General features: G+C 36.2%; 21 protein-coding genes and 1 tRNA gene. 16 read left to right on the plus strand and 6 right to left on the minus strand.

The features are described 5' to 3' along the window. The first annotated feature begins 100 nt into the window (after positions 1–100). The 11 genes from G9371_RS00470 (at position 101) to G9371_RS00520 (ending at position 8,922) form a co-directional block, all read left to right on the plus strand. Complete coding sequence (locus tag G9371_RS00470; protein ID WP_000094834.1) at positions 101–553, plus strand: acyl-CoA thioesterase; 453 nt, start codon at positions 101–103, stop codon at positions 551–553. A 174-nt stretch (positions 554–727) separates the two neighbouring features. Continuing rightward, positions 728–2,545, plus strand: a complete 1,818-nt coding sequence (gene lepA / locus G9371_RS00475; RefSeq protein WP_000035781.1) for a translation elongation factor 4 — start codon at positions 728–730, stop codon at positions 2,543–2,545. A 70-nt stretch (positions 2,546–2,615) separates the two neighbouring features. Then, complete coding sequence (gene lepB, locus G9371_RS00480) at positions 2,616–3,443, plus strand: signal peptidase I (RefSeq protein ID WP_029423960.1); 828 nt, start codon at positions 2,616–2,618, stop codon at positions 3,441–3,443. 23 nt (positions 3,444–3,466) lie between these two features. Continuing rightward, a complete protein-coding gene (locus tag G9371_RS00485; RefSeq protein ID WP_029423959.1) occupies positions 3,467–3,841 on the plus strand; it encodes a DUF4845 domain-containing protein in 375 nt (124 codons plus the stop codon). Beyond that, positions 3,813–4,505, plus strand: coding sequence for a ribonuclease III (rnc, locus tag G9371_RS00490; protein WP_000160699.1), 693 nt, complete (start codon positions 3,813–3,815; stop codon positions 4,503–4,505). Before G9371_RS00485 ends, rnc begins: the two co-directional genes overlap by 29 nt. Positions 4,506–4,516: 11 nt before the next feature. Next, positions 4,517–5,539 (plus strand): GTPase Era, encoded by a 1,023-nt coding sequence (gene era / locus G9371_RS00495; protein ID WP_001985518.1) that lies wholly within the window; start codon positions 4,517–4,519, stop codon positions 5,537–5,539. A gap of 18 nt (positions 5,540–5,557) precedes the next feature. Then, complete coding sequence (locus G9371_RS00500; protein WP_004840396.1) at positions 5,558–5,758, plus strand: NF038104 family lipoprotein; 201 nt, start codon at positions 5,558–5,560, stop codon at positions 5,756–5,758. Between the two features lie 9 nt (positions 5,759–5,767). After that, positions 5,768–6,481, plus strand: a complete 714-nt coding sequence (gene recO, locus G9371_RS00505) for a DNA repair protein RecO (protein WP_000985103.1) — start codon at positions 5,768–5,770, stop codon at positions 6,479–6,481. A 13-nt stretch (positions 6,482–6,494) separates the two neighbouring features. Continuing rightward, positions 6,495–7,220 (plus strand): pyridoxine 5'-phosphate synthase, encoded by a 726-nt coding sequence (gene pdxJ / locus G9371_RS00510; RefSeq protein WP_002132192.1) that lies wholly within the window; start codon positions 6,495–6,497, stop codon positions 7,218–7,220. 6 nt (positions 7,221–7,226) lie between these two features. Beyond that, positions 7,227–7,871, plus strand: a complete 645-nt coding sequence (locus G9371_RS00515; protein ID WP_002132151.1) for a tRNA-(ms[2]io[6]A)-hydroxylase — start codon at positions 7,227–7,229, stop codon at positions 7,869–7,871. Between the two features lie 292 nt (positions 7,872–8,163). Next, a complete protein-coding gene (locus tag G9371_RS00520) occupies positions 8,164–8,922 on the plus strand; it encodes an SDR family oxidoreductase (protein ID WP_000880601.1) in 759 nt (252 codons plus the stop codon). Between the two features lie 183 nt (positions 8,923–9,105). Here G9371_RS00520 and G9371_RS00525 read toward each other — a convergent pair. Next, a tRNA-Asn gene (locus G9371_RS00525) sits at positions 9,106–9,181 on the minus strand. Between the two features lie 58 nt (positions 9,182–9,239). Between G9371_RS00525 and G9371_RS00530 the strand changes: the two genes are divergently transcribed. Together G9371_RS00530 and G9371_RS00535 are read left to right on the plus strand one after the other, a co-directional pair. After that, entirely contained in the window at positions 9,240–9,374 is a 135-nt protein-coding gene (locus tag G9371_RS00530; RefSeq protein ID WP_086221454.1) for a hypothetical protein, read from the plus strand. A gap of 41 nt (positions 9,375–9,415) precedes the next feature. After that, positions 9,416–9,844, plus strand: coding sequence for a hypothetical protein (locus G9371_RS00535; protein ID WP_000855165.1), 429 nt, complete (start codon positions 9,416–9,418; stop codon positions 9,842–9,844). 13 nt (positions 9,845–9,857) lie between these two features. Here G9371_RS00535 and G9371_RS00540 read toward each other — a convergent pair whose 3' ends face one another. Further along, positions 9,858–10,295 carry a PaaI family thioesterase gene (locus G9371_RS00540; RefSeq protein ID WP_000795395.1) on the minus strand — a complete coding sequence of 146 codons (438 nt, stop codon included), beginning with the start codon at positions 10,293–10,295 and terminating at the stop codon, positions 9,858–9,860. A 185-nt stretch (positions 10,296–10,480) separates the two neighbouring features. On the opposite strand from G9371_RS00540, the gene G9371_RS00545 reads away from it, so the two are divergent. Both G9371_RS00545 and G9371_RS00550 read left to right on the plus strand, forming a co-directional pair. Beyond that, entirely contained in the window at positions 10,481–10,891 is a 411-nt protein-coding gene (locus tag G9371_RS00545; protein ID WP_002131974.1) for a GFA family protein, read from the plus strand. A 358-nt stretch (positions 10,892–11,249) separates the two neighbouring features. Further along, entirely contained in the window at positions 11,250–12,950 is a 1,701-nt protein-coding gene (locus G9371_RS00550; protein WP_029423958.1) for an Hsp70 family protein, read from the plus strand. A 51-nt stretch (positions 12,951–13,001) separates the two neighbouring features. On the opposite strand, the gene G9371_RS00555 is transcribed toward G9371_RS00550, so the two are convergent. Both G9371_RS00555 and G9371_RS00560 read right to left on the minus strand, forming a co-directional pair. After that, positions 13,002–14,963 carry a hypothetical protein gene (locus G9371_RS00555; RefSeq protein WP_002056939.1) on the minus strand — a complete coding sequence of 654 codons (1,962 nt, stop codon included), beginning with the start codon at positions 14,961–14,963 and terminating at the stop codon, positions 13,002–13,004. 222 nt (positions 14,964–15,185) lie between these two features. Next, complete coding sequence (locus tag G9371_RS00560; protein WP_000383199.1) at positions 15,186–16,415, minus strand: pyridoxal phosphate-dependent aminotransferase; 1,230 nt, start codon at positions 16,413–16,415, stop codon at positions 15,186–15,188. A 207-nt stretch (positions 16,416–16,622) separates the two neighbouring features. Between G9371_RS00560 and G9371_RS00565 the strand changes: the two genes are divergently transcribed. After that, positions 16,623–16,802 (plus strand): hypothetical protein, encoded by a 180-nt coding sequence (locus tag G9371_RS00565; RefSeq protein WP_000139632.1) that lies wholly within the window; start codon positions 16,623–16,625, stop codon positions 16,800–16,802. 34 nt (positions 16,803–16,836) lie between these two features. Here G9371_RS00565 and G9371_RS00570 read toward each other — a convergent pair whose 3' ends face one another. Together G9371_RS00570 and G9371_RS00575 are read right to left on the minus strand one after the other, a co-directional pair. Next, positions 16,837–18,273 (minus strand): diguanylate cyclase domain-containing protein, encoded by a 1,437-nt coding sequence (locus tag G9371_RS00570; RefSeq protein WP_002056951.1) that lies wholly within the window; start codon positions 18,271–18,273, stop codon positions 16,837–16,839. Positions 18,274–18,442: 169 nt separating this feature from the next. Continuing rightward, the gene (locus G9371_RS00575; RefSeq protein ID WP_000222202.1) at positions 18,443–19,234 is read right to left on the minus strand and encodes a hypothetical protein; all 792 of its coding nucleotides are present in this window, start codon (positions 19,232–19,234) and stop codon (positions 18,443–18,445) included. Positions 19,235–19,320: the final 86 nt, after the last annotated feature.

Here is a 19,320-nt window from a genome sequence, read left to right on the forward strand (position 1 = left end):
CCTGAAAATGGGTGGTTTTTTTATTATTTGTATTCGGCATAATGTTCGATCTAGCTATTTAAATTTTAGCTTTGGATTTAATGATTAAAGTGAGTGTTTTGTGAGCAGTATTTTCGATTTACATATTCAGGTTCAGCCACAGCATATTGATGCTTTAGGGCATGTTAACAATGTAATGTATGTCCAGTGGATGCAAGACGTCGCTGCTGCTCATGTGGAAACATTAGGGGTAGGAGTAACCAAATATCTAGAGCTAAAACATGCAATGGTTGCGGTTGAACACCATGTGCAATACCGTAAAGCTGCGTTTGAAGGTGAAGAAATTGTACTGCGGACATGGCTAGATGATATTAATGCTCTGTATTCATTTCGTCAGTATGCCTTTTTCCGTCCTTCTGATCAGGCAATTTTGTTCGTCGGAAATACCAAATGGGCATGTATTGAAATCGCTTCAGGTCGACCTAAACGTATGTCGCCGACTTTTACACAGGCTTATAAACCTCTTGATTCAAGTATAAATCCTTTAGATTTTACTGTTTCATATGCCCGATAATCAGAAGCATTACTTGTACTTTGAATTATCATTTTTTAAAACATAAGTACAAAGCTCATGAATTTTGGATACTTTAAAATATCCATCTGCTATAATCTCTCGCAATTTGTTAAACCGCTTTGGCTATGTATTAAAACAAGCTACATAGCACTTTATATTTTCTCAAGGTAGCCCATGGCGCAAGCTAAAAAATCCGTTGATATCAAAAATATCCGAAATTTCTCGATTATCGCTCATATTGATCATGGTAAGTCTACTTTGGCTGACCGTTTTATTCAGATGTGTGGTGGCCTGCAAGATCGTGAGATGCAAGCTCAGGTCTTGGACTCAATGGAGCTCGAGCGTGAACGTGGGATTACCATTAAAGCTGCTTCGGTGACGTTGTACTATACTCATCCAAACGGGCAGGAATATCAGCTTAACTTTATTGATACTCCGGGACACGTTGATTTCTCTTATGAAGTATCTCGTTCATTAGCTGCTTGTGAAGGTGCGTTATTAGTTGTTGATGCTGCACAAGGTGTAGAAGCACAATCAGTTGCAAACTGTTATACCGCTATTGAGCAAGGTCTCGAAGTTCTTCCAATTTTAAATAAAATTGATTTACCGCAAGCAGAGCCTGAGCGCGTTATTCACGAAATTGAAGAAATTATCGGTATTGAAGCAACCAATGCACCTACATGTTCTGCAAAAACAGGCTTAGGCGTTGAAGGTGTTTTAGAAACATTAGTTGATGTTATTCCTGCTCCAACAGGTGACCGTGAGGCTCCTTTACAGGCATTAATCATTGACTCATGGTTTGATAACTATTTAGGTGTTGTCTCTTTAGTTCGTATTAAAGATGGTCGTATCCGCAAGGGCGACAAAATGTTGGTTAAATCTACTGGTCAGACTCACATTGTTACATCGGTAGGTGTATTCAACCCTAAACATACTGAAACTGGCGTGCTTGAAGCTGGTGAAGTAGGCTTTGTTATCGCGGGTATTAAAGATATTTTTGGTGCGCCGGTAGGTGATACCATCACGCTTTCAACAACCCCTGAAGTAGCTTCACTTCCTGGTTTTAAAAAGGTTAAACCTCAGGTTTACGCAGGCCTTTTCCCAATTGATGCAAGCGATTTTGAACCATTCCGCGAAGCCTTACAAAAACTACAGATCAATGACTCGGCTTTATTCTTTGAACCTGAAAGTTCAGATGCGCTTGGTTTTGGTTTCCGTTGTGGTTTCTTGGGCATGTTGCACATGGAAATCGTACAAGAGCGTTTAGAGCGCGAGTATGACCTTGATTTGATCAGCTCAGCGCCAACGGTAGTGTATGAAGCTGTCACTAAAAAAGGCGATACGATCTATATTGATAGTCCATCTAAAATGCCGGATGGCTCTGTTGTTGAAGATTTACGTGAGCCAATTGCAGAGTGTCATATTCTTGTACCGCAAGAGTACTTAGGTAACGTCATGACCCTATGTATTGAGCGCCGTGGTGTACAAAAAGACATGAAATTCTTAGGTAATCAAGTTTCAATTACTTTTGAAATTCCTATGGCTGAAGTGGTTATGGACTTCTTTGATAAGCTTAAATCATGTTCACGTGGTTTTGCTTCACTTGACTATAACTTTATTCGTTTTGAGAGTTCATCTTTAGTTAAGGTTGACGTGTTAATTAATGGTGAGAAGGTCGATGCGCTTGCAATGATTTGTCACCGTAATGATGCTCGTCATCGTGGTATTGCTTTAGTTGAGAAAATGAAAGATTTGATTCCACGTCAAATGTTCGATGTCGCAATTCAGGCTGCTATTGGTGCACAAATTATTGCTCGTTCGACCGTGAAGGCGATGCGTAAAAACGTTTTAGCAAAATGTTATGGCGGTGACGTGTCTCGTAAGAAGAAACTACTTGCGAAACAAAAAGAAGGTAAGAAACGTATGAAACAAGTGGGTAGTGTAGAAATCCCACAAGAAGCGTTCTTAGCTGTTTTGAAAGTAGAAAGATAAGAGAAAAGGCTGGGATGAACTTATCTTCTCCCAGCCGCAAGGCAAGCAGCTAAGCTGCGAGTGAGGTCCTGTGGATTTTGATTTTAATTTAATTCTTGTTCCTGTTACGCTGATTTTATTTGCAGTGTGGTTGCTAGATAAGCTTGTTTTTAAACAGCGTGCAAATAAAGGGCGAGAGAACGAAAATTTTGTTATTACATGGGCCTATGACTTTTGGCCAGTTTTAGCTGTTGTGCTTGTACTTCGCTCATTTCTTTATGAACCATTTAATATTCCATCAGACTCTATGGTTCCGACCTTAGAGACTGGCGATTTTATTTTAGTTAATAAATTTGACTATGGTGTCCGTTTACCTATCGTCAATAAAAAAGTGATTGATGTCGGTGAGCCGAAACGTGGTGATGTCATTGTATTCCGTTATCCGCCACAACCTAGTATTAGTTATATTAAACGTGTAATTGGCTTACCTGGTGACCATATTGTTTATGATCATGGACAATTGATTATTAATGGTCAAAAAATTCCTAAAGTACCAACACAGTTTAGTCGCGAAAAAGATGCTTTAGATACACCAACTTCTATTTATCATAAAGAAACAATTGGTGATCATACCTTTACGATGCGTGAGCTTGAAGGCGTAAATGTTGCGCGTCAGGCGCCATTTATCAACTATGTTGATAATGGTAAATATGCAAACCAAGACGGTTTATATTGGGAAGTAACCGTTCCGAAAGGACATTACTTTGCAATGGGGGATAACCGTGATCAAAGTGCTGACAGTCGTTTCTGGGGCTTTGTACCTGAAGAAAATTTAACAGGCCGAGCTTTCTATGTCTGGATGCATAAAGAACCTGGTTTCCACCTGCCAAGCTTTAACCGAAATGGGAAAATAGATTAAAAACAACCATTAGGAAAACAAAAATGCGTAAGGCACAACAGGGTACTTCGTATTTAGCAATTTTATTTGGGGTGGTCATATTTGCAATTGCGGTGAAAGCCGTACTTGTAGTTTGGCCAGCATATTGGGATGATCGTGTGATTAATAATCAGATTACAGAGCTTATGCAACAAAGCTCGGCTGATATCACACCCCAAAAGTTTATGACACAGATGGACCAACGACTGGAAATGAACAACATTCGTGATCTGCATTTTAAAGAGATTGCTGAAGTGTTTAACCAGCCAAGTCTAACAGTCAAAAAGAAATATGAGGTAAGAAAGCCTTTCTTACTGAATATTGATTTAGTTTTAACATTTGAGAAGAGTTTTGACAAAACATCAGTTCAAGCTAAGTGATCCTCGCTTACTCAGTCGAATCGGTTATCAATTTAAGCAGCCTGAATTGCTACAGTTGGCTTTGACTCATCGTTCGGTGAGTCATAAGTATAACTACGAACGTCTGGAATTTTTGGGCGATTCACTGTTGGGGATGATTATCGCCAATTATTTATACCATGCGTACCCTCATGAAAATGAGGGGCGACTAACGCGTATGCGCGCGACTTTAGTACGTCAGGAAGCATTAGGTAAAATTGCAACCGATTTGCAACTTAGTCGGTGTTTAATATTAAGCACAGGCGAGTTGAAATCTGGTGGTCATCATCGTGAGTCAATATTGGCTGACACAGTGGAGGCCATTATTGGTGCAATTTATCTTGATAGTAGTGATCTGAACCTACTCAAAGATATTGTGTTAAAATGGTATACGCCTTATTTAGATCATATTGAGCCAACAGATCAACTCAAGGATCCAAAATCACGTTTACAAGAGTATCTACAAGCACGTAAAAAACCTCTCCCTGTTTACGAGGTTGTAGATATTCAGGGTGATGCGCCTCATCAGCACTTTAAAGTCGAATGTTTGGTAGATGGTTTATCAAAAATTCATGGTGAGGGGTCAAGTCGTCGTTTTGCCGAGCAGGCAGCAGCGGCGGAAATTTTAAAGTTATTGGAGCAATAACCTGCATGTCGATGCATTCTGATCAAATCAATCCAGATTCAAACGAAAACCAAGATCCAAACAATCTGATTGATCAATTTTTTAGTTCCAAAGGCGTTACAATTCCTTCGGATTTTAAGAGCGGATTTGTGGCGATTGTAGGACGTCCAAATGTGGGTAAATCTACCCTCATGAACCATTTATTGGGCCAAAAACTCTCTATTACTTCACGTAAACCTCAAACGACACGCCATAAAATTATCGGTATTGATTCGCGTGAAAAAATGCAAGCGGTTTATGTCGATACCCCAGGTATGCATAAGAAAGAAGTACGTGCAATCAATAAAATGATGAACCGTGCTGCGCATTCTGCGTTACGTGACGTGAATTTAGTCTTATTTGTTATTGATGCCCACAAGTGGACTCAAAATGACGATTTAGTTCTTGAGAAACTCAAGAATGCTGATATGCCAGTTATTTTGGTGATTAATAAAGCTGATACTTTTGGAGATAAGAGAGAGATTCTCCCTTTAATTCAAGAACGTGCCAAACTTATGAATTTTGCTGAGATTGTTCCTGTTTCTGCGCTCCGTGGAGCAAACTTAGAGCACTTAAGTGAAACGATTGAAAAATATCTTCCTTATCAGCCACCTTTATATTCATTCGATCAAATTACGGACCGTTCAGAGCGCTTCTTGGCAAGTGAAATCATCCGTGAAAAAATCATGCGTCAGTTGGGTGAAGAGCTACCATATGATTTAACAGTACAAATTGAATCTTTTAAAACGGAAGAGGCAACTGTTAATGAAAAAACTGGTCGATTAAAACCAGCATGTACCTATATTGATGCAACTATTTTTGTGGATCGTCCTGGTCAAAAAGCGATTGTAATTGGTGAAAAAGGTGCCAAGCTTAAAACAATTGGCATGGATGCACGTAAAGACATGGAAAAAATGTTCGAACAAAAGATCATGCTTACCTTATGGGTTAAGGTCAAAGGTGGTTGGTCTGATGATGAACGTGCTTTAAAAAGTTTAGGATATAGTGATATCTAAAAAGTAGGGAATACTGGTATGAAAGCAATTACATCAATATTGATTATCCTTGGATGTACATTGATGTTGCAAGGTTGTGTATATAAGCTTGTAACCGTACCAGTAGGTATTGCTTATAAAACGACTAAAGGTGTAGTGAAGGGTACAGCTGCTGTTGTAGGGGCTGTAATTCCTGATGGTGATGACGACGATAAAAAAGAAAAAGAATCTGAGGAATAGTTTCTTTTTATGATGCGCAATGAAGTCCTACATGGATATATGATTCACCATCGTAAATATCGTGAAAAAAGCCATATTGTGCATCTCTTCACTCAAGAATATGGGCGGGTTGATGGTATTTTAAGACAGACTCCGCCTCCTCAATATCAGCCAATCCGTTTGCAAGCCACAGGCAAAAGTGAACTCAAAAATTTTACAAAGCTGGAAATATTAAATCAGCCGGTTTTCTTTTTTGGCGATGCTTTTTTTGCAGGGTTCTATTTAAACGAAATTGTTCTTAGACTTTGCCCACTAGAAGAGGCGATGCCACAAACTTTTGAACAATACCAGTTAACGCTGCTTCAACTCCAGCAGCTGTCTTCTCATGAAAATCCGGATTTATTTCTTAGACAGATCTTGAGACAATTTGAGCATATCTTGCTTGCAGAGCTGGGCTATGCGATTGATTTTTCAATTGATAGCTCACAAAAAGAAATTTTGCCTCAACAGTTTTATCAGTTTCAAGTGACTGAAGGATTTGCCCCCGTTGTTCAGGCAAGTCGCTCATCTTTGTCAGGAAAAGCAATTTTATCCATGCTGGATTATGAGCAGGGACAGGATTTTTCTCACGAACAATTGCAATTATTAGGTAAACTATACCGTCAAATGATTACATCGCTTTTAGGTGACCGTCCCCTAAAAAGTCGACAATTGTGGATTCAAAATACTCAAACTCAATCGTAATTAGGATTTTTTTATGGCTGCATTGCTTGGTGTAAACATAGACCATGTTGCTACTTTAAGACAGGCGCGCGGTACTGCTTACCCAGACCCTGTAGAAGCTGCTCTTATTTGTGAACAAGCGGGTGCAGAGGGGATTACTTTGCATTTGCGTGAAGATCGCAGACATATTCAAGATGATGACGTGCGCCGTATGCGTCCATTATTGAAAACACGTATGAATCTTGAAATGGCCGTAACTGATGAAATGGTTGAGTTTGCGAAAGAAATTCAACCGCAACATGTGTGTTTTGTACCAGAACGACGCCAAGAAGTTACAACAGAAGGCGGTTTAGATGTAGTGGGTAACTTTGAAAAAGTTAAAGCTGCAACTCAAGCTTTAGCTGCCATTGGTTGTGATGTTTCACTCTTTATTGATGCTGATTTTGCTCAAATTGATGCAGCAATTGCTTGTGGAGCGCCTACTATTGAATTACATACCGGGGCTTATGCAGATGCCACAACAGAGCAAGAACAACAAGAAGAACTTGCTCGCATTGTCAAAGGTGTGGAATACGCAGCTTCAAAAGGTTTGGTTGTAAATGCTGGTCACGGGTTGAATCTGAAAAATATTGCTCCAATTGCGGCAATTCCACAAATTCATGAGTTAAATATTGGTCACTCAATTATTGCGGAAAGTGTTTTTGTTGGACTAGCACAGGCGGTGAAAGACATGAAAACAGCGATTCAGGCAGCAGGATAAGTAGTAATGTCGAGTATCAATTACGATGAATTAATGCAGCCTGTATTAGCATTTTTAGGGTGCCAAACCCCAAATGAATGGTTGGATGAGGCCGTTAATAATTTAGACATCTTGATGCAAGATCATGCTAACTGTGAGAAAAAGGCAGCAGGTACAGCCATGAACTTGATGTTCCGCTATAGTTTTTTCACGGACCTACAAGTTAAGCTTGCCCAGCTTGTACGTGAAGAAATGCTTCACTATGAACAAGTTCTAGAATTTATGACGAAACGTGGGCAAGAATGGAAAGGTTTGAGTGCTGGACGCTATGCAGGTGGCTTACGAAAAGAAATCCGCACATATGAACCAGAAGCTCTAATTGATGTACTCGTGATTGGGGCTTTTGTAGAAGCACGTTCATGTGAACGCTTTTATGTGCTTGCTCCGCGTGTTGATGATGAGTTAGGACGCTATTACCGTTACTTGCTTAAGTCAGAATCTCGTCATTTTGAAGACTATTTAGCACTAGCGCTTGACGTCGCAAAAACTGCCAAAATGAAAGATCCTGAAGAAGATATTCAACAGCGTATTGAACATATCCGTGAAGTTGAAAAGAATCTGATTTTGACTCCAGATGATACTTTCCGTTTTCATAGTGGTATCCCTGCATAAGCTTGGATACCTCAAGTTAAAAAGTTTACCTTTCACGGTAAACTTTTTATTAAGTAGCTCTAACTTCTAAATAGTTTGAGTCGATATTTAAGGTTAAGTAAGGGTCATTTTTTAGTTTTTTAATGCATATCATTATTTAATAAATATATTTTTTACAGATTTAAATTTCTCTTAAAATTTTTAAAAAAACTTTTATTTTTTTAGGCTAATAATAAATATTGTGTAAATATAAAGGCTGATATGTTCATCATGAGTTCAACTGAAGCAGTTGATTATTTCTAAGGATATAAGAATGTTAGCATTAGTTACAGGCGCATCAGCAGGTTTTGGTTATAGTATTTCAAAGAAACTGATTGAGTCAGGCTATAAAGTTATTGGATGTGGAAGACGCGCAGAAAAATTAGAAGAACTACAAAAACAGCTTGGCGAAAATTTCTACCCACTCGTATTTGATATGACTGATACGGCAGAAAATATAAATAAGTTATTTAAAGAATTACCAAATGAATTTCAAATCGATCAAATTGATTTATTAGTGAATAATGCAGGCTTGGCATTGGGTCTAGAGCCAGCAGATAAAGCGGATTTAGATGATTGGTACACCATGATTGATACCAATGTTAAAGGCCTTGTTACGGTTACCCGATTAATTTTACCAAGTATGGTAAAGAAGAAATCAGGCTTAATCATTAATATGGGTTCAATTGCAGGTACATACCCATATCCAGGTGGTAATGTATATGGGGCAACAAAAGCTTTTGTAGAGCAGTTTAGTTTAAATCTACGTGCAGATTTGGCTGGTACTGGCGTGCGAGTAACGAATATTGAGCCAGGGTTGTGTGGTGGTACCGAATTTTCTCTTGTACGTTTTAAGGGAGATCAGGAGAAAGCTAACAGTCTATACGATAAGAAAAATCCAATTTTGCCGGAAGATATTGCAAATACAGTAGCATGGATCGCATCACAACCACCGCATATTAATATTAACCGTATAGAAATGATGCCAACGACTCAGACTTTTAACCCTTTAAAAGTTGTAGAAGTGGAATAATGTAATTTTAAAAAGATCTAAGCGTAGAAGGTCTACCTAAGTTTAGAACTGATGATTTGATCTGGTAAATATTCGAATTATGAAAAGCAAATCCTCTACAGGCAGTAGGGGATTTTTTTATAGGTATACTTTAATAGAGAGCAATAAAAAAGCCCGCTTTAATGCTGCGGGCTTTTTAGTATTTGGCTCTCCCACCTGGGCTCGAACCAGGGACCTGCGGATTAACAGTCCGTCGCTCTACCGACTGAGCTATGGGAGAATCTGCATGCGATTATAAGGAGATTTTGACAAGGGTCAAGTAAAAATCGTCATGTTTCATTCATTTTTGTGTTGTATGCTTTTTATTTGACCAGTTGAAAGGTGAGATCATAAATTACTTGCACTTTGAAAATTCAATTGCTAGATTCAAAAAAGAACAAGCGTTTGGAGTAATCCAAACAGTGTGGATTTAAACCAACTTGCCAGCACTAAAATGGCTAAATCGGAGATAAGTATGAAAACACTTACTGTTGCTTCTATTTTTTCTAATTTTGATTTTTATCAACGCAATTATCTCAATATTTTAAATCAACCAGAATCTTATTACACACCTGTAGAAGATGCATGGATCGATGCTTTTCCATTTAAAAAACAAGATTTGTACTTAGGTGACTTACTACAACTCTGGTTTAGTTCAAAATGGGATGTGCATACTTCATTGAAAGTTTTAAAGTGTTCCAAGGTATTAGATCAATCTAAACCTCTCTATATTTTCCAGCTCGAAGGAGAATTATTCCTAGGTAAAAATAAAGTTTTAGCCTGGTCTACTCAGCATCATGAATTGATAGAGCTTCAACTTAAGAATATTTGGGCACCTTATGTGGTTGCGAAAACTTGTGACCGCCCAGATATTCCTTACTTAATAAAAAAGGCAGCCGTTTAAAGCTGCCTTGGTTTTATGGTCGAATAATCATGCAGGTTGCTGTTGCATAAGCATAAAGTTTGCCTTCTTCATCAGTAATTTTTCCTTCGGAAATACCTAAATTTTTACTTAAATTGATCACTTTACCTGTAGCAATTAAAACCTGATTTTGTGGAAGAGGACGGCACATTTTCACATTAAGATCTATGGTTCCATAACCCACACCAGCAGGTAGCATGGTATGTACAGCACAGCCAGTCACTGAATCTAGAACAGTTGCAGCAAAACCACCATGTACGCCACCTAAAGGATTTAAGTGATTATGATCTGCTTGTGCTTTGAAAGTTACAGATCCTTCTGAAATCTCAGTAGGTTGCATTGGAATAGTTTTGCTAATACTGGCAGGTGGAATATGACCTTCAATCATGGCTTGTAAAAATTCGAGGCCTGTCATTTCCATAGGATTTTTCATTTTTTGAGTCCTTCAGTTATTAAAGTTCTAAAATGGAACTTGATGTTAAATTAGGCGTTAAATTAATTATTGTCAAGTTGGGATGAATAGAAAGATAGGTCACTTATAGTTTATAAACTTGTAAAATTTGGTTGAGCAGAATATTTTATAACCCTAAAAATATAAACTTTTTGTGGAAAATAATAATGAACGGACAGTGTTTATGTGGTGAAACAACTTTCGAAGTTGAATTAAAAAATCATGATGTACATGTTTGCCATTGCTCGATGTGTCGTAGACAAACCAGTGGTGTCATTATGACAGTTGATATAGTTAAAGGTAGTTTAAAGTTTATTCAGCAAAAGCATCTTAGTGTATTTAACTCTTCTGAATGGGGGGAAAGAGGCTTTTGTAATGCTTGTGGAACAACAATTTTTTGGAGAACAAAAGATCAAAGTTACTGCAATATCAATGTGTTTTCTTTAAATGAACCAGTAAAAGACTTGAAATTAGATATGGAAATTTTTATTGATTCAAAACCTGATTTTTATAATTTTCAGAATGATACAAAAAAACTGACTGAGGCTGAGGTGTCAGCTTTATTTAATTTAGAATAATTTTAATTTTAAAAAGGCCTCAATTTTGAGGCCTTTTTAAAATTTCTAAGTTAATTTTCAAAGAAATATGAAATTAGAATTGGGTATAGAACTAATTACTAAAATTAGTGTTTTCAGGAAAAAAGAAATAGTTGGAGTAAAAATTATTGAGAAGACTTCCGATTGTAGGAAAAAGTCTTAATTTTATAATTTAAAAGGTAAATAATATTTCAGGAAAATTATGTAATTAAAATAATTACTTTTAAACATTCTTAATAAAATTAAATCAGTTAGTCTTAAGAGTAACTAAATCTCGCCAATATTTATTAAATCGAATAAAATAATTTTAAAATTAATACTTTTAAATTATTGATAGAAAATGATAGATACTAAACCTCTTATAGCAATTGATCTTGGAACCAGTAACTCACTAGTTGGTATTTTTGAAAATGGTCAGTCCAAACTTATTAATAATCCTTATGGTATGAAAACTACGCCCTCAGCTATTGCATTCGATGAGCAAGGGCAAATCTTAATTGGACAAGCTGCATTAGAGTTAAGAAGTCGTGGTAAAGAGGTATTAACTAGTTTTAAGCGGTTAATGGGTACCTCAAAAAGATTAAAATTAGGCCATCAGAGCTTTTCAGCAGTTGAATTGTCTTCATTGATATTAAAATCTCTTAAACAGGATGTGGAGCAGGCTTTGCAATGTGAAGTAGAGGAAGCCGTGATTACGGTGCCTGCTTACTTTAACGATATCCAACGTCAAGCCACTATATCTGCTGCAGAACTTGCGGGTTTAAAAGTTAGTCGACTCATTAATGAACCTACTGCAGCTGCTCTAGCATACGGTTTAGGGCAAACGCAGGATAGTTGTTTCCTGATTTTTGATTTAGGAGGGGGAACCTTTGATGTCTCAATTGTTGAGTTGTTTGATGGCATCACTGAGGTGCGAGCTAGTGCAGGAGATAACTATTTAGGTGGAGATGACTTTGTTCAGTTGTTAATGAAACAATACTGGAAACAGCATGCAACTATTTTTGGCTATACTGAAAATACTATTCCATTTGATATTGAAACAGCATTAAGAGCTAGAGCACAACATAGTCTTCATGTTTTAAGTAAAGAAGCGAAAACAGATTTAATATTTAAATGGGAAGATAAAGAGGCCACCCTAGAAATTACTCAAGAAGAATTCGCAGTATGGGCCGAACCATTATTGCTTAGATTACGCCGCCCACTAGAGCGTGCCTTGAGAGATGCTAGAGTCCTGCCTCAACAGGTTGACCAGATTATTATGGTAGGTGGTGCGACACGTATTCCAGTTGTTCGCAAATTAGTAACAAAATTATTTGGTCGTTTTCCATCGACAAGTGTCCAACCTGATGAAGCAATTGTACGTGGTGCGTGTGTACAAGCAGGTTTAAAAGCAAAAGATGTATCTTTAAAAGAAATTGTTTTAACAGATGTTTGCCCATTTAGTTTAGGGATTGCAGTGGAAAATGATGAGCAGTTTTCACCTATCTTAGAGCGCAATATTGTAATTCCTGCCAGTAAGGTAAATACGTATACTGCGATGAATAAAGGGCAGAGAGAAATTATTGTTAAGATTTATCAGGGCGAACATCGACTGTGTAAAGAAAACATTTTTTTAGGTGAGCTCAATGTGCCTTTACCTCCAAATAATGACTATTTATCTATTGAGGTGCGATTCTCTTATAATCCAAATGGTATTTTAGAAGTTGATATAGAAGTTCCAAGCACAGGAGAAAAGCTCCAAAAAGTGATTGTTAATCATCAAAATGTAATGAGTACGGAACAAATAGAGCAGGCCCGTCAACAGTTGCAGGAATTGAAAATACATCCTCGTGATACTTTAATGAATAAGAGCTTATTATTACGAGCAGAGCGTTTATTTAGTGAATATACAGGAGATCTACGTTTACAGATTGGAGAGCGAACACAACAATTTAATTATATTCTAAATCTGCAAGATCCAAGACAAATACGTGAGGCACAACAACATTTCGAAGCTTTTCTTAATGAAATTGAAGATTTAAGTTTGTTTGAAGAGTATTAATTTATATCCCCTTGTATGAATTCTTTGTTAGATACATACAAGGGGATATTTTTAGCAGCTAGATAAAATGATTTTTTTTGCTTGATAGCTTTGATATAAATAATAAATTAATATCAAAGGGAAGAGTATGGTGTATAACGTTGCTATACATAAGGCGATGTAGGTTAAATATTTAAGTGTAGAAGAGAGATTCTTGGCACTAAATCCGGTTATTAATATACTTCCTAGAATCAAGCCTGCAGCATACATAAAAGGTTGTGAGGAAGATTTTATAAATAAATAGCTAAAGCCAAAAACCCAGAATAGCCTAAAGAAGATAATACCAATACTTCTATACATTATTTGTTTATCTGTTAAGTGGGTATCTTCTTTATTGTATCCAAAAATATAGAAGAGAGGGCGGAAAGATTCTGGGTAAAATAAGAAACAGATCGGGATCAGACTATAAATTATGAACCAGATATGATTAGGTTCACCAATAATAAAAAAGACAGAAATAAGAAAAATACTAAGAGAGATTAAACCGATATTAATTATCCATTTATCGATATTAATAAATGCACTTTGCTCTAATCTATTCATATATGGTGTTGCATCTAGCAGCAAAGCACTCAGTAGTATAGTTGTAGATATAAACCATCCATAACTTAGAAGTTGATGGGGTAAATCTGGAAGCCAAGGGGTCAAACTGCAGAGAATAAATCCACTTAAACACCAATATTTAAGATAATAGCCCAATGTTCTTTCATAACCAGGGTGACCTAAAATTCTGGTATTTAATATAGGTTGTAGTATAAATATATATAACAGACTAATGCAGACTGTAATTAATAAATTTACTATAATTTGATTATCTGGAGCTATAAGGGAATTAAAAAAGAGAAAGGTTATAGTTATAAATAGAATATTTATTATAGTAAATTTCCAAAAATTGCTTAAACTTTTTAGAAATAAGTAATTAGGGTTAGTTTGGGTGATAGAAAGCTGTAACTTATCAATAACTTCAACTGTACTATAGTTTTTTGAAATTTTATTTAAACTTTTTCTTAATTTGAGCATTTTTAATGGATGAAATTTTTTTTCACCAGAAAGTTCATTTAATAATTCAAAATGTTCATTAGGTAACTTTTTTAAGAGTTTGTATCGAGATAAAAAACTATTTAACTTTTCCTGTAATAAGCTTGAGTAATAAGATGGATTATATTGATGAATATCATCAGGATAAGTTTCATGCCACAATTCTAGAAACCGAAAATATTCGGGTTGTAGATCATCAATTTCAATTTCTGCTAAAGGGGCTTGGAGTTGATCTTTTATTTCTATTTGTTGACTAAGAGGAATATCATATTGTTGACTAAGTAAATAATTGAATTTATCGAATGTTATATCGCTAATATCTTTATTCCATAGTGCATTGCTAACTTCCTCAAGAATTACTGGAATACTAAGTGCATCTGATTGAATACATTCGTTACTGGAAACAGAATATTCGGTTTTCTCTTTTTCAATTATTTTCTGATGGTTTGTGACAATATTTTCAGCATTTTTTTCTGTAAAGATATAACAAAAATCATCAAGATCATTTTTTCTTAATAGATCTAAAATTTGATCTCTGAAATGGTTGCTAATACTTTTATCTTTATATGCTTCAATTTCATTATTAAAATGTATTAATTCATCACGTATATTAAAGTTAATGTCTTGAATAGCAATATGATGTTTTAGTCTCTTAAGTTTATTTTCAAGTGTTTGATCATTTAAGTCATCTGAATTTAAATTTTGGTCATTAAAAGAATTATTTTCTTCAAATATAGAGGATGAGTTATCCAAATCCTCATTTTCATATATTAAATTTTCTGCTTCGAATTGAGCAGTTTCTAATGCTTCTCTAAGAAGAATAAATTCTTCTGGCTGGGTATCTTGATCGATTAACTTTAGTTGTTTGGCATACGCCTTTTTTATTTCTCTCTGGTTATCTGTTGGTTCTATTCCTAATCTTTGCCAAGCTGTCATTTCTTTTACTCAAAGTGTTTTAATAACGGAAGATTTATTTAAATGAATGATACATTTTATCTTAATTTATTATTTTACTATAAAAAGAGAAAGGTTGAAATTAATGGGCTGACCAAATATATTGTATTTCACTTTATAATAATTATGAAAAATTATAAAAATCAAAGTAATAAAAAAGGAAGTTTTAAATAAAAACTTCCTTTTTAGATTTATAACTAATAATTATGCTTTCTCAGCTTCGATAGATGCAATTGCAGCATCAACGCCTTCGATTGATTCAGCAGCTTTTTTGATACGTGCTAACGCATCAACAAGTACTTCGTCAGCTGTTGCATATGAAATACGCATGAAACCACCTAAACCAAATGCATCACCAGGAACGACTGCTACGCCAGTTTCTTCAAGTAACCACTCAGAGAATTCTGTGCAAGACTTTAAGCCTTTTGCACGAATAAGAGGGCGAATATTTGCATACGCGTAGAAAGCGCCATCAGCAGGTAAGCAAGAGATCCCTTTGATGTCGTTTAAGCCATTAACTACTAAGTCATGACGACGTTTAAACGCTTCAATCATTGGTTTTAAAACATCTTGTGGACCATTCAACGCAGCTTCAGCAGCAACTTGCGAAATTGAAGTCGGGTTAGAAGTTGATTGAGACTGGATTTTTTTCATTGCACCAATGATTTTTGCTGGGCCGGCTGCATAGCCAATACGCCAACCTGTCATTGCATATGCTTTAGAAACACCATTTAAAACAATCGTGCGGTCATATAAATCAGGTGCAACAGTTGCAATGTTGTAGAACTCATCTTCCCAACGAATTGGTTCATACATGTCGTCAGATGCAACAAATACTTGTGGATGACGACGTAAAACTTCAGCTAAAGCTTCTAATTCAGCTTTGCTATAAATCATACCTGTTGGGTTGGATGGGCTGTTTAATACCACTAAACGAGTGTTAGGAGTAATTGCTGCTTCTAATTGTTCAGGTGTAATTTTGAAACGTTGCTCTTCGCCACATTTCACGATAACAGGCGTACCTTCAGCAATAATGACCATATCTGGATAGCTTACCCAGAATGGCGCAGGGATGATCACTTCATCACCCTTGTTTAATAATGCTAGTGCCAAGTTAAAGAAGCTTTGCTTACCGCCACAAGAAACCAAAATCTGGTTAGGTTGGTAATCAAGATTATTATCACGCTTTAATTTAGCAATAATTGCTTTTTTTAACCCAGGAGTACCATCTACAGCCGTATATTTGGTGAAACCATTATTAATCGCTTCAATTGCAGCATCTTTGATGTGTTGAGGGGTATCAAAATCTGGCTCGCCAGCACCCAAACCAATCACGTTCTTGCCAGCAGCTTTAAGCTCAGCAGCTTTGTTAGTTACAGCAAGTGTAGGGGACGGTTTGATAGCATTGACACGATCAGAAAGACGTACGTCCACGGCAATATTCCTCTTATGGGATTAAAAATAAAAAGCACACTATCTTATCGCAAAAATTAAGCAATTTGCGGATGTGGGGATTTTTAGATGTAAAAAAGTTTAATTTAGGAAAGTACTTGTTGCGGTTTTATTCAATTGAAGCTTTTTTCGAAAGAAACAAGAAAAATCCTTTATAATAAGCCGCAATCGAAATATCGAGAATGAATCATGACTGAGCAACAGCCAAAACAGAAAAAGGCTTTGGTGAAATTGCCATTTCCAATGCCGAATGAAAGTAACCAAGCAGGCGATGCTGTACACAACCAAGTACGTCCGAAACCTGAACAATATGCAGATAGAACTTGGATGCCACCGCGTGGTACTCGTCGTTCTATGGGTAAGCGCTAATTTAAATAAAAAAACAGGCAATATGCCTGTTTTTTTATGGTAGAAGAATTTCTTGATAATAACTTTTTTTCTTTTGATACATATGATGATCTGCGCGTTTTAGCATATCTTCAACTTGTTCATTTTCTTTTGTTGTGGCGTGCCCAATCGCAATACTAATAGGGTGACTTGAATAATATTGATTATCTATATTAAAAAGCTCCTGAATGGTTTGCAGCATCATCAAAACATTCGCTTCATCTGCACCAGGCATTAAAATTACAAATTCGTCGCCACCGATTCGAGAAGCTGTATAAGCAGTATTCATAATTGCCTGATTTAAAATATTACCTACTCGACGTAATAAACCATCACCAATATCATGGCCAAGTTGATCATTGGTTTCCTTTAAGCCGTTCATGTCTAAAAAAATTGAAGAAACAGGGCGGATAATACTGCGATTTAAACGATTAAGCTCTTCTGTAAAAAAAGCTCGGTTATAAAGTTTAGTCAGTACATCATGCTGGCCTAAATATTCTAGATAATTTTCGGCTTTCTTTCGTGCAGTAATATCTGTAAGCGCAACCTGTACCAATCCCCAAGTCTCTTCATAACCGGGGAATACGGTAAATTGCAATAAGACATTTCTGATTTGGCCATCTAACGCATAGTTAACGGCTTCACGCTTGTGGTGAATATTTCCTTGCCAGAGTTCAATCAGCTGTTCTCTAAAAGTTTCCACCATCTCTTCGGCAAAAATTTTATGGGTATTTTTTAACAGAGTAGTTTTATCTGGTGCTTTAAATAAATCGAGAGTCGACTGATTGACGTCTAAAATTAAAATGTCTTCTATGCATTGGCGAACAAATTCAGGATGTACATCTAAAAAAGTCCTAAAGTCTTCAATTCCTAATAGCCTAAGCTGATCAATTCTATTTTTAATACGGCTAAAATCTTCAACCCAAAGCGAAGTCGGGGAGTAGATAAACATTGATTCTGCTAGGCGTCGATTTTTCTCTTCCTGACGAAGCGCATTTTGATAAGGAGTAATGTCTTCGGTGGTAATTAAAATACGGTCAAACGTAGTTTCAGAACCCGGTAAAATTGCTCCACGTAGTTGTACATCAATACGTTTACCAGAGAGCGTGTAATTTATAGTGGTACTCGAGAAATGAGTTTTGCCATTCCATAATGCTTCGAGTTCATGAATATGAGCTTCAAACATTTCTTTTTTAAAAAGAAGATTTAAGTTGGCACATAACTCTTCTTGGCTTTTTGCTTCAAAAAGGTCTAATACTTTTTGGTTGACCTTAATAATTTTAATTTTATGAGCACATTCAACCACTAGATTTTCATTTTGACTTAAAAATTCATATAAGTTTTCAACCCCTTGATTTCTCCATAAGTCAAATAACTGCTTAACTTCACTAAAGTCTTCAATCCACATTGGAATTGGGGTGAGGTCAAAAGTTGAAGAATCTAAAGTTTCCATGCGTTTCTTTTAAGTATTCAGTTTGTCTTAAAGTATAATGAGAAAAACTAAGATTTGGGAAAATAATCGATTTAAATCTATTAGAATAATTAAAATAAAAATATTAAATATAAGTAAAATAATGAGAAAGCAGAATTTATCTGCTTCACTCATAAAATATCAAAGTAAATTAACGGTTAATAGGGTGGTCGATATTTTTCTCGCCGCGCCATAATTTTATAAAATCTTGCTCATCAAAATCATAAAGTTCCATAAGCGCAACAATTACACTTACGAAAATCATTGCACCTTCTGAGTTACCATGAATATTAAAAATCTTACCATTGAGCTTACCTAAAATATCCCTCAATTCGTGGTCACGGCCTCTGCCATAGCGGTCACGAGGATACAATTCCTCATTAAGCACAATAAGCGCTATCGCTTTTTCAGCACGTGATAAATCCGTTTTATCTAAAGCATCTTCAAAAGATTCACTGCCGTGATTAAAGTAGAAAATAACTTCATCATTAATGAAACTTTGAACCATTTTTTGAGTGAGTGTTGGGAACTGTGAAACAGCATCTTCTTCAACATACGGTTTAAACGATTCAGGAAAAATCACATTGTGATGTATGCCTTTAAAAAGAGGAGCGATTTCGGAAACCTTATAACCTGCGATCCCACATCCTAAAGCTGTCACAAAGTATTTCATTTTAGGATGATTTTTTGCATAAACTTTAAAGTCTTCAACATAATGCTCGATTTGGGAGAGTGGCATTTGTTGGATATGTTCATTTAATGTTGGAATTGCAAAGCTCTGACCAGCCCAGCCACGTCCTACACCCTCTACAGCCCCAAAATGCTGACTGGCAACACGTGCGGCTCCACTACCATGTTGTCCAGCCATATTACTACCGAAGACAAACACGGTATCTTCAGGGAGTTCGGTTACAATACTTTCATCATGATATTGATAGGTCATGGTTGTGCTTTTTATCTAATGGATAAGTCCATGTTGCAACCGTTTACAGCATTGGTCAAGTATCAAGATGCTTAATATTTTCGATA

The sequence above is a fragment of the Acinetobacter sp. EKM10A genome (assembly GCF_011075215.1).
GTDB classification, from domain to species: domain Bacteria; phylum Pseudomonadota; class Gammaproteobacteria; order Pseudomonadales; family Moraxellaceae; genus Acinetobacter; species Acinetobacter baumannii.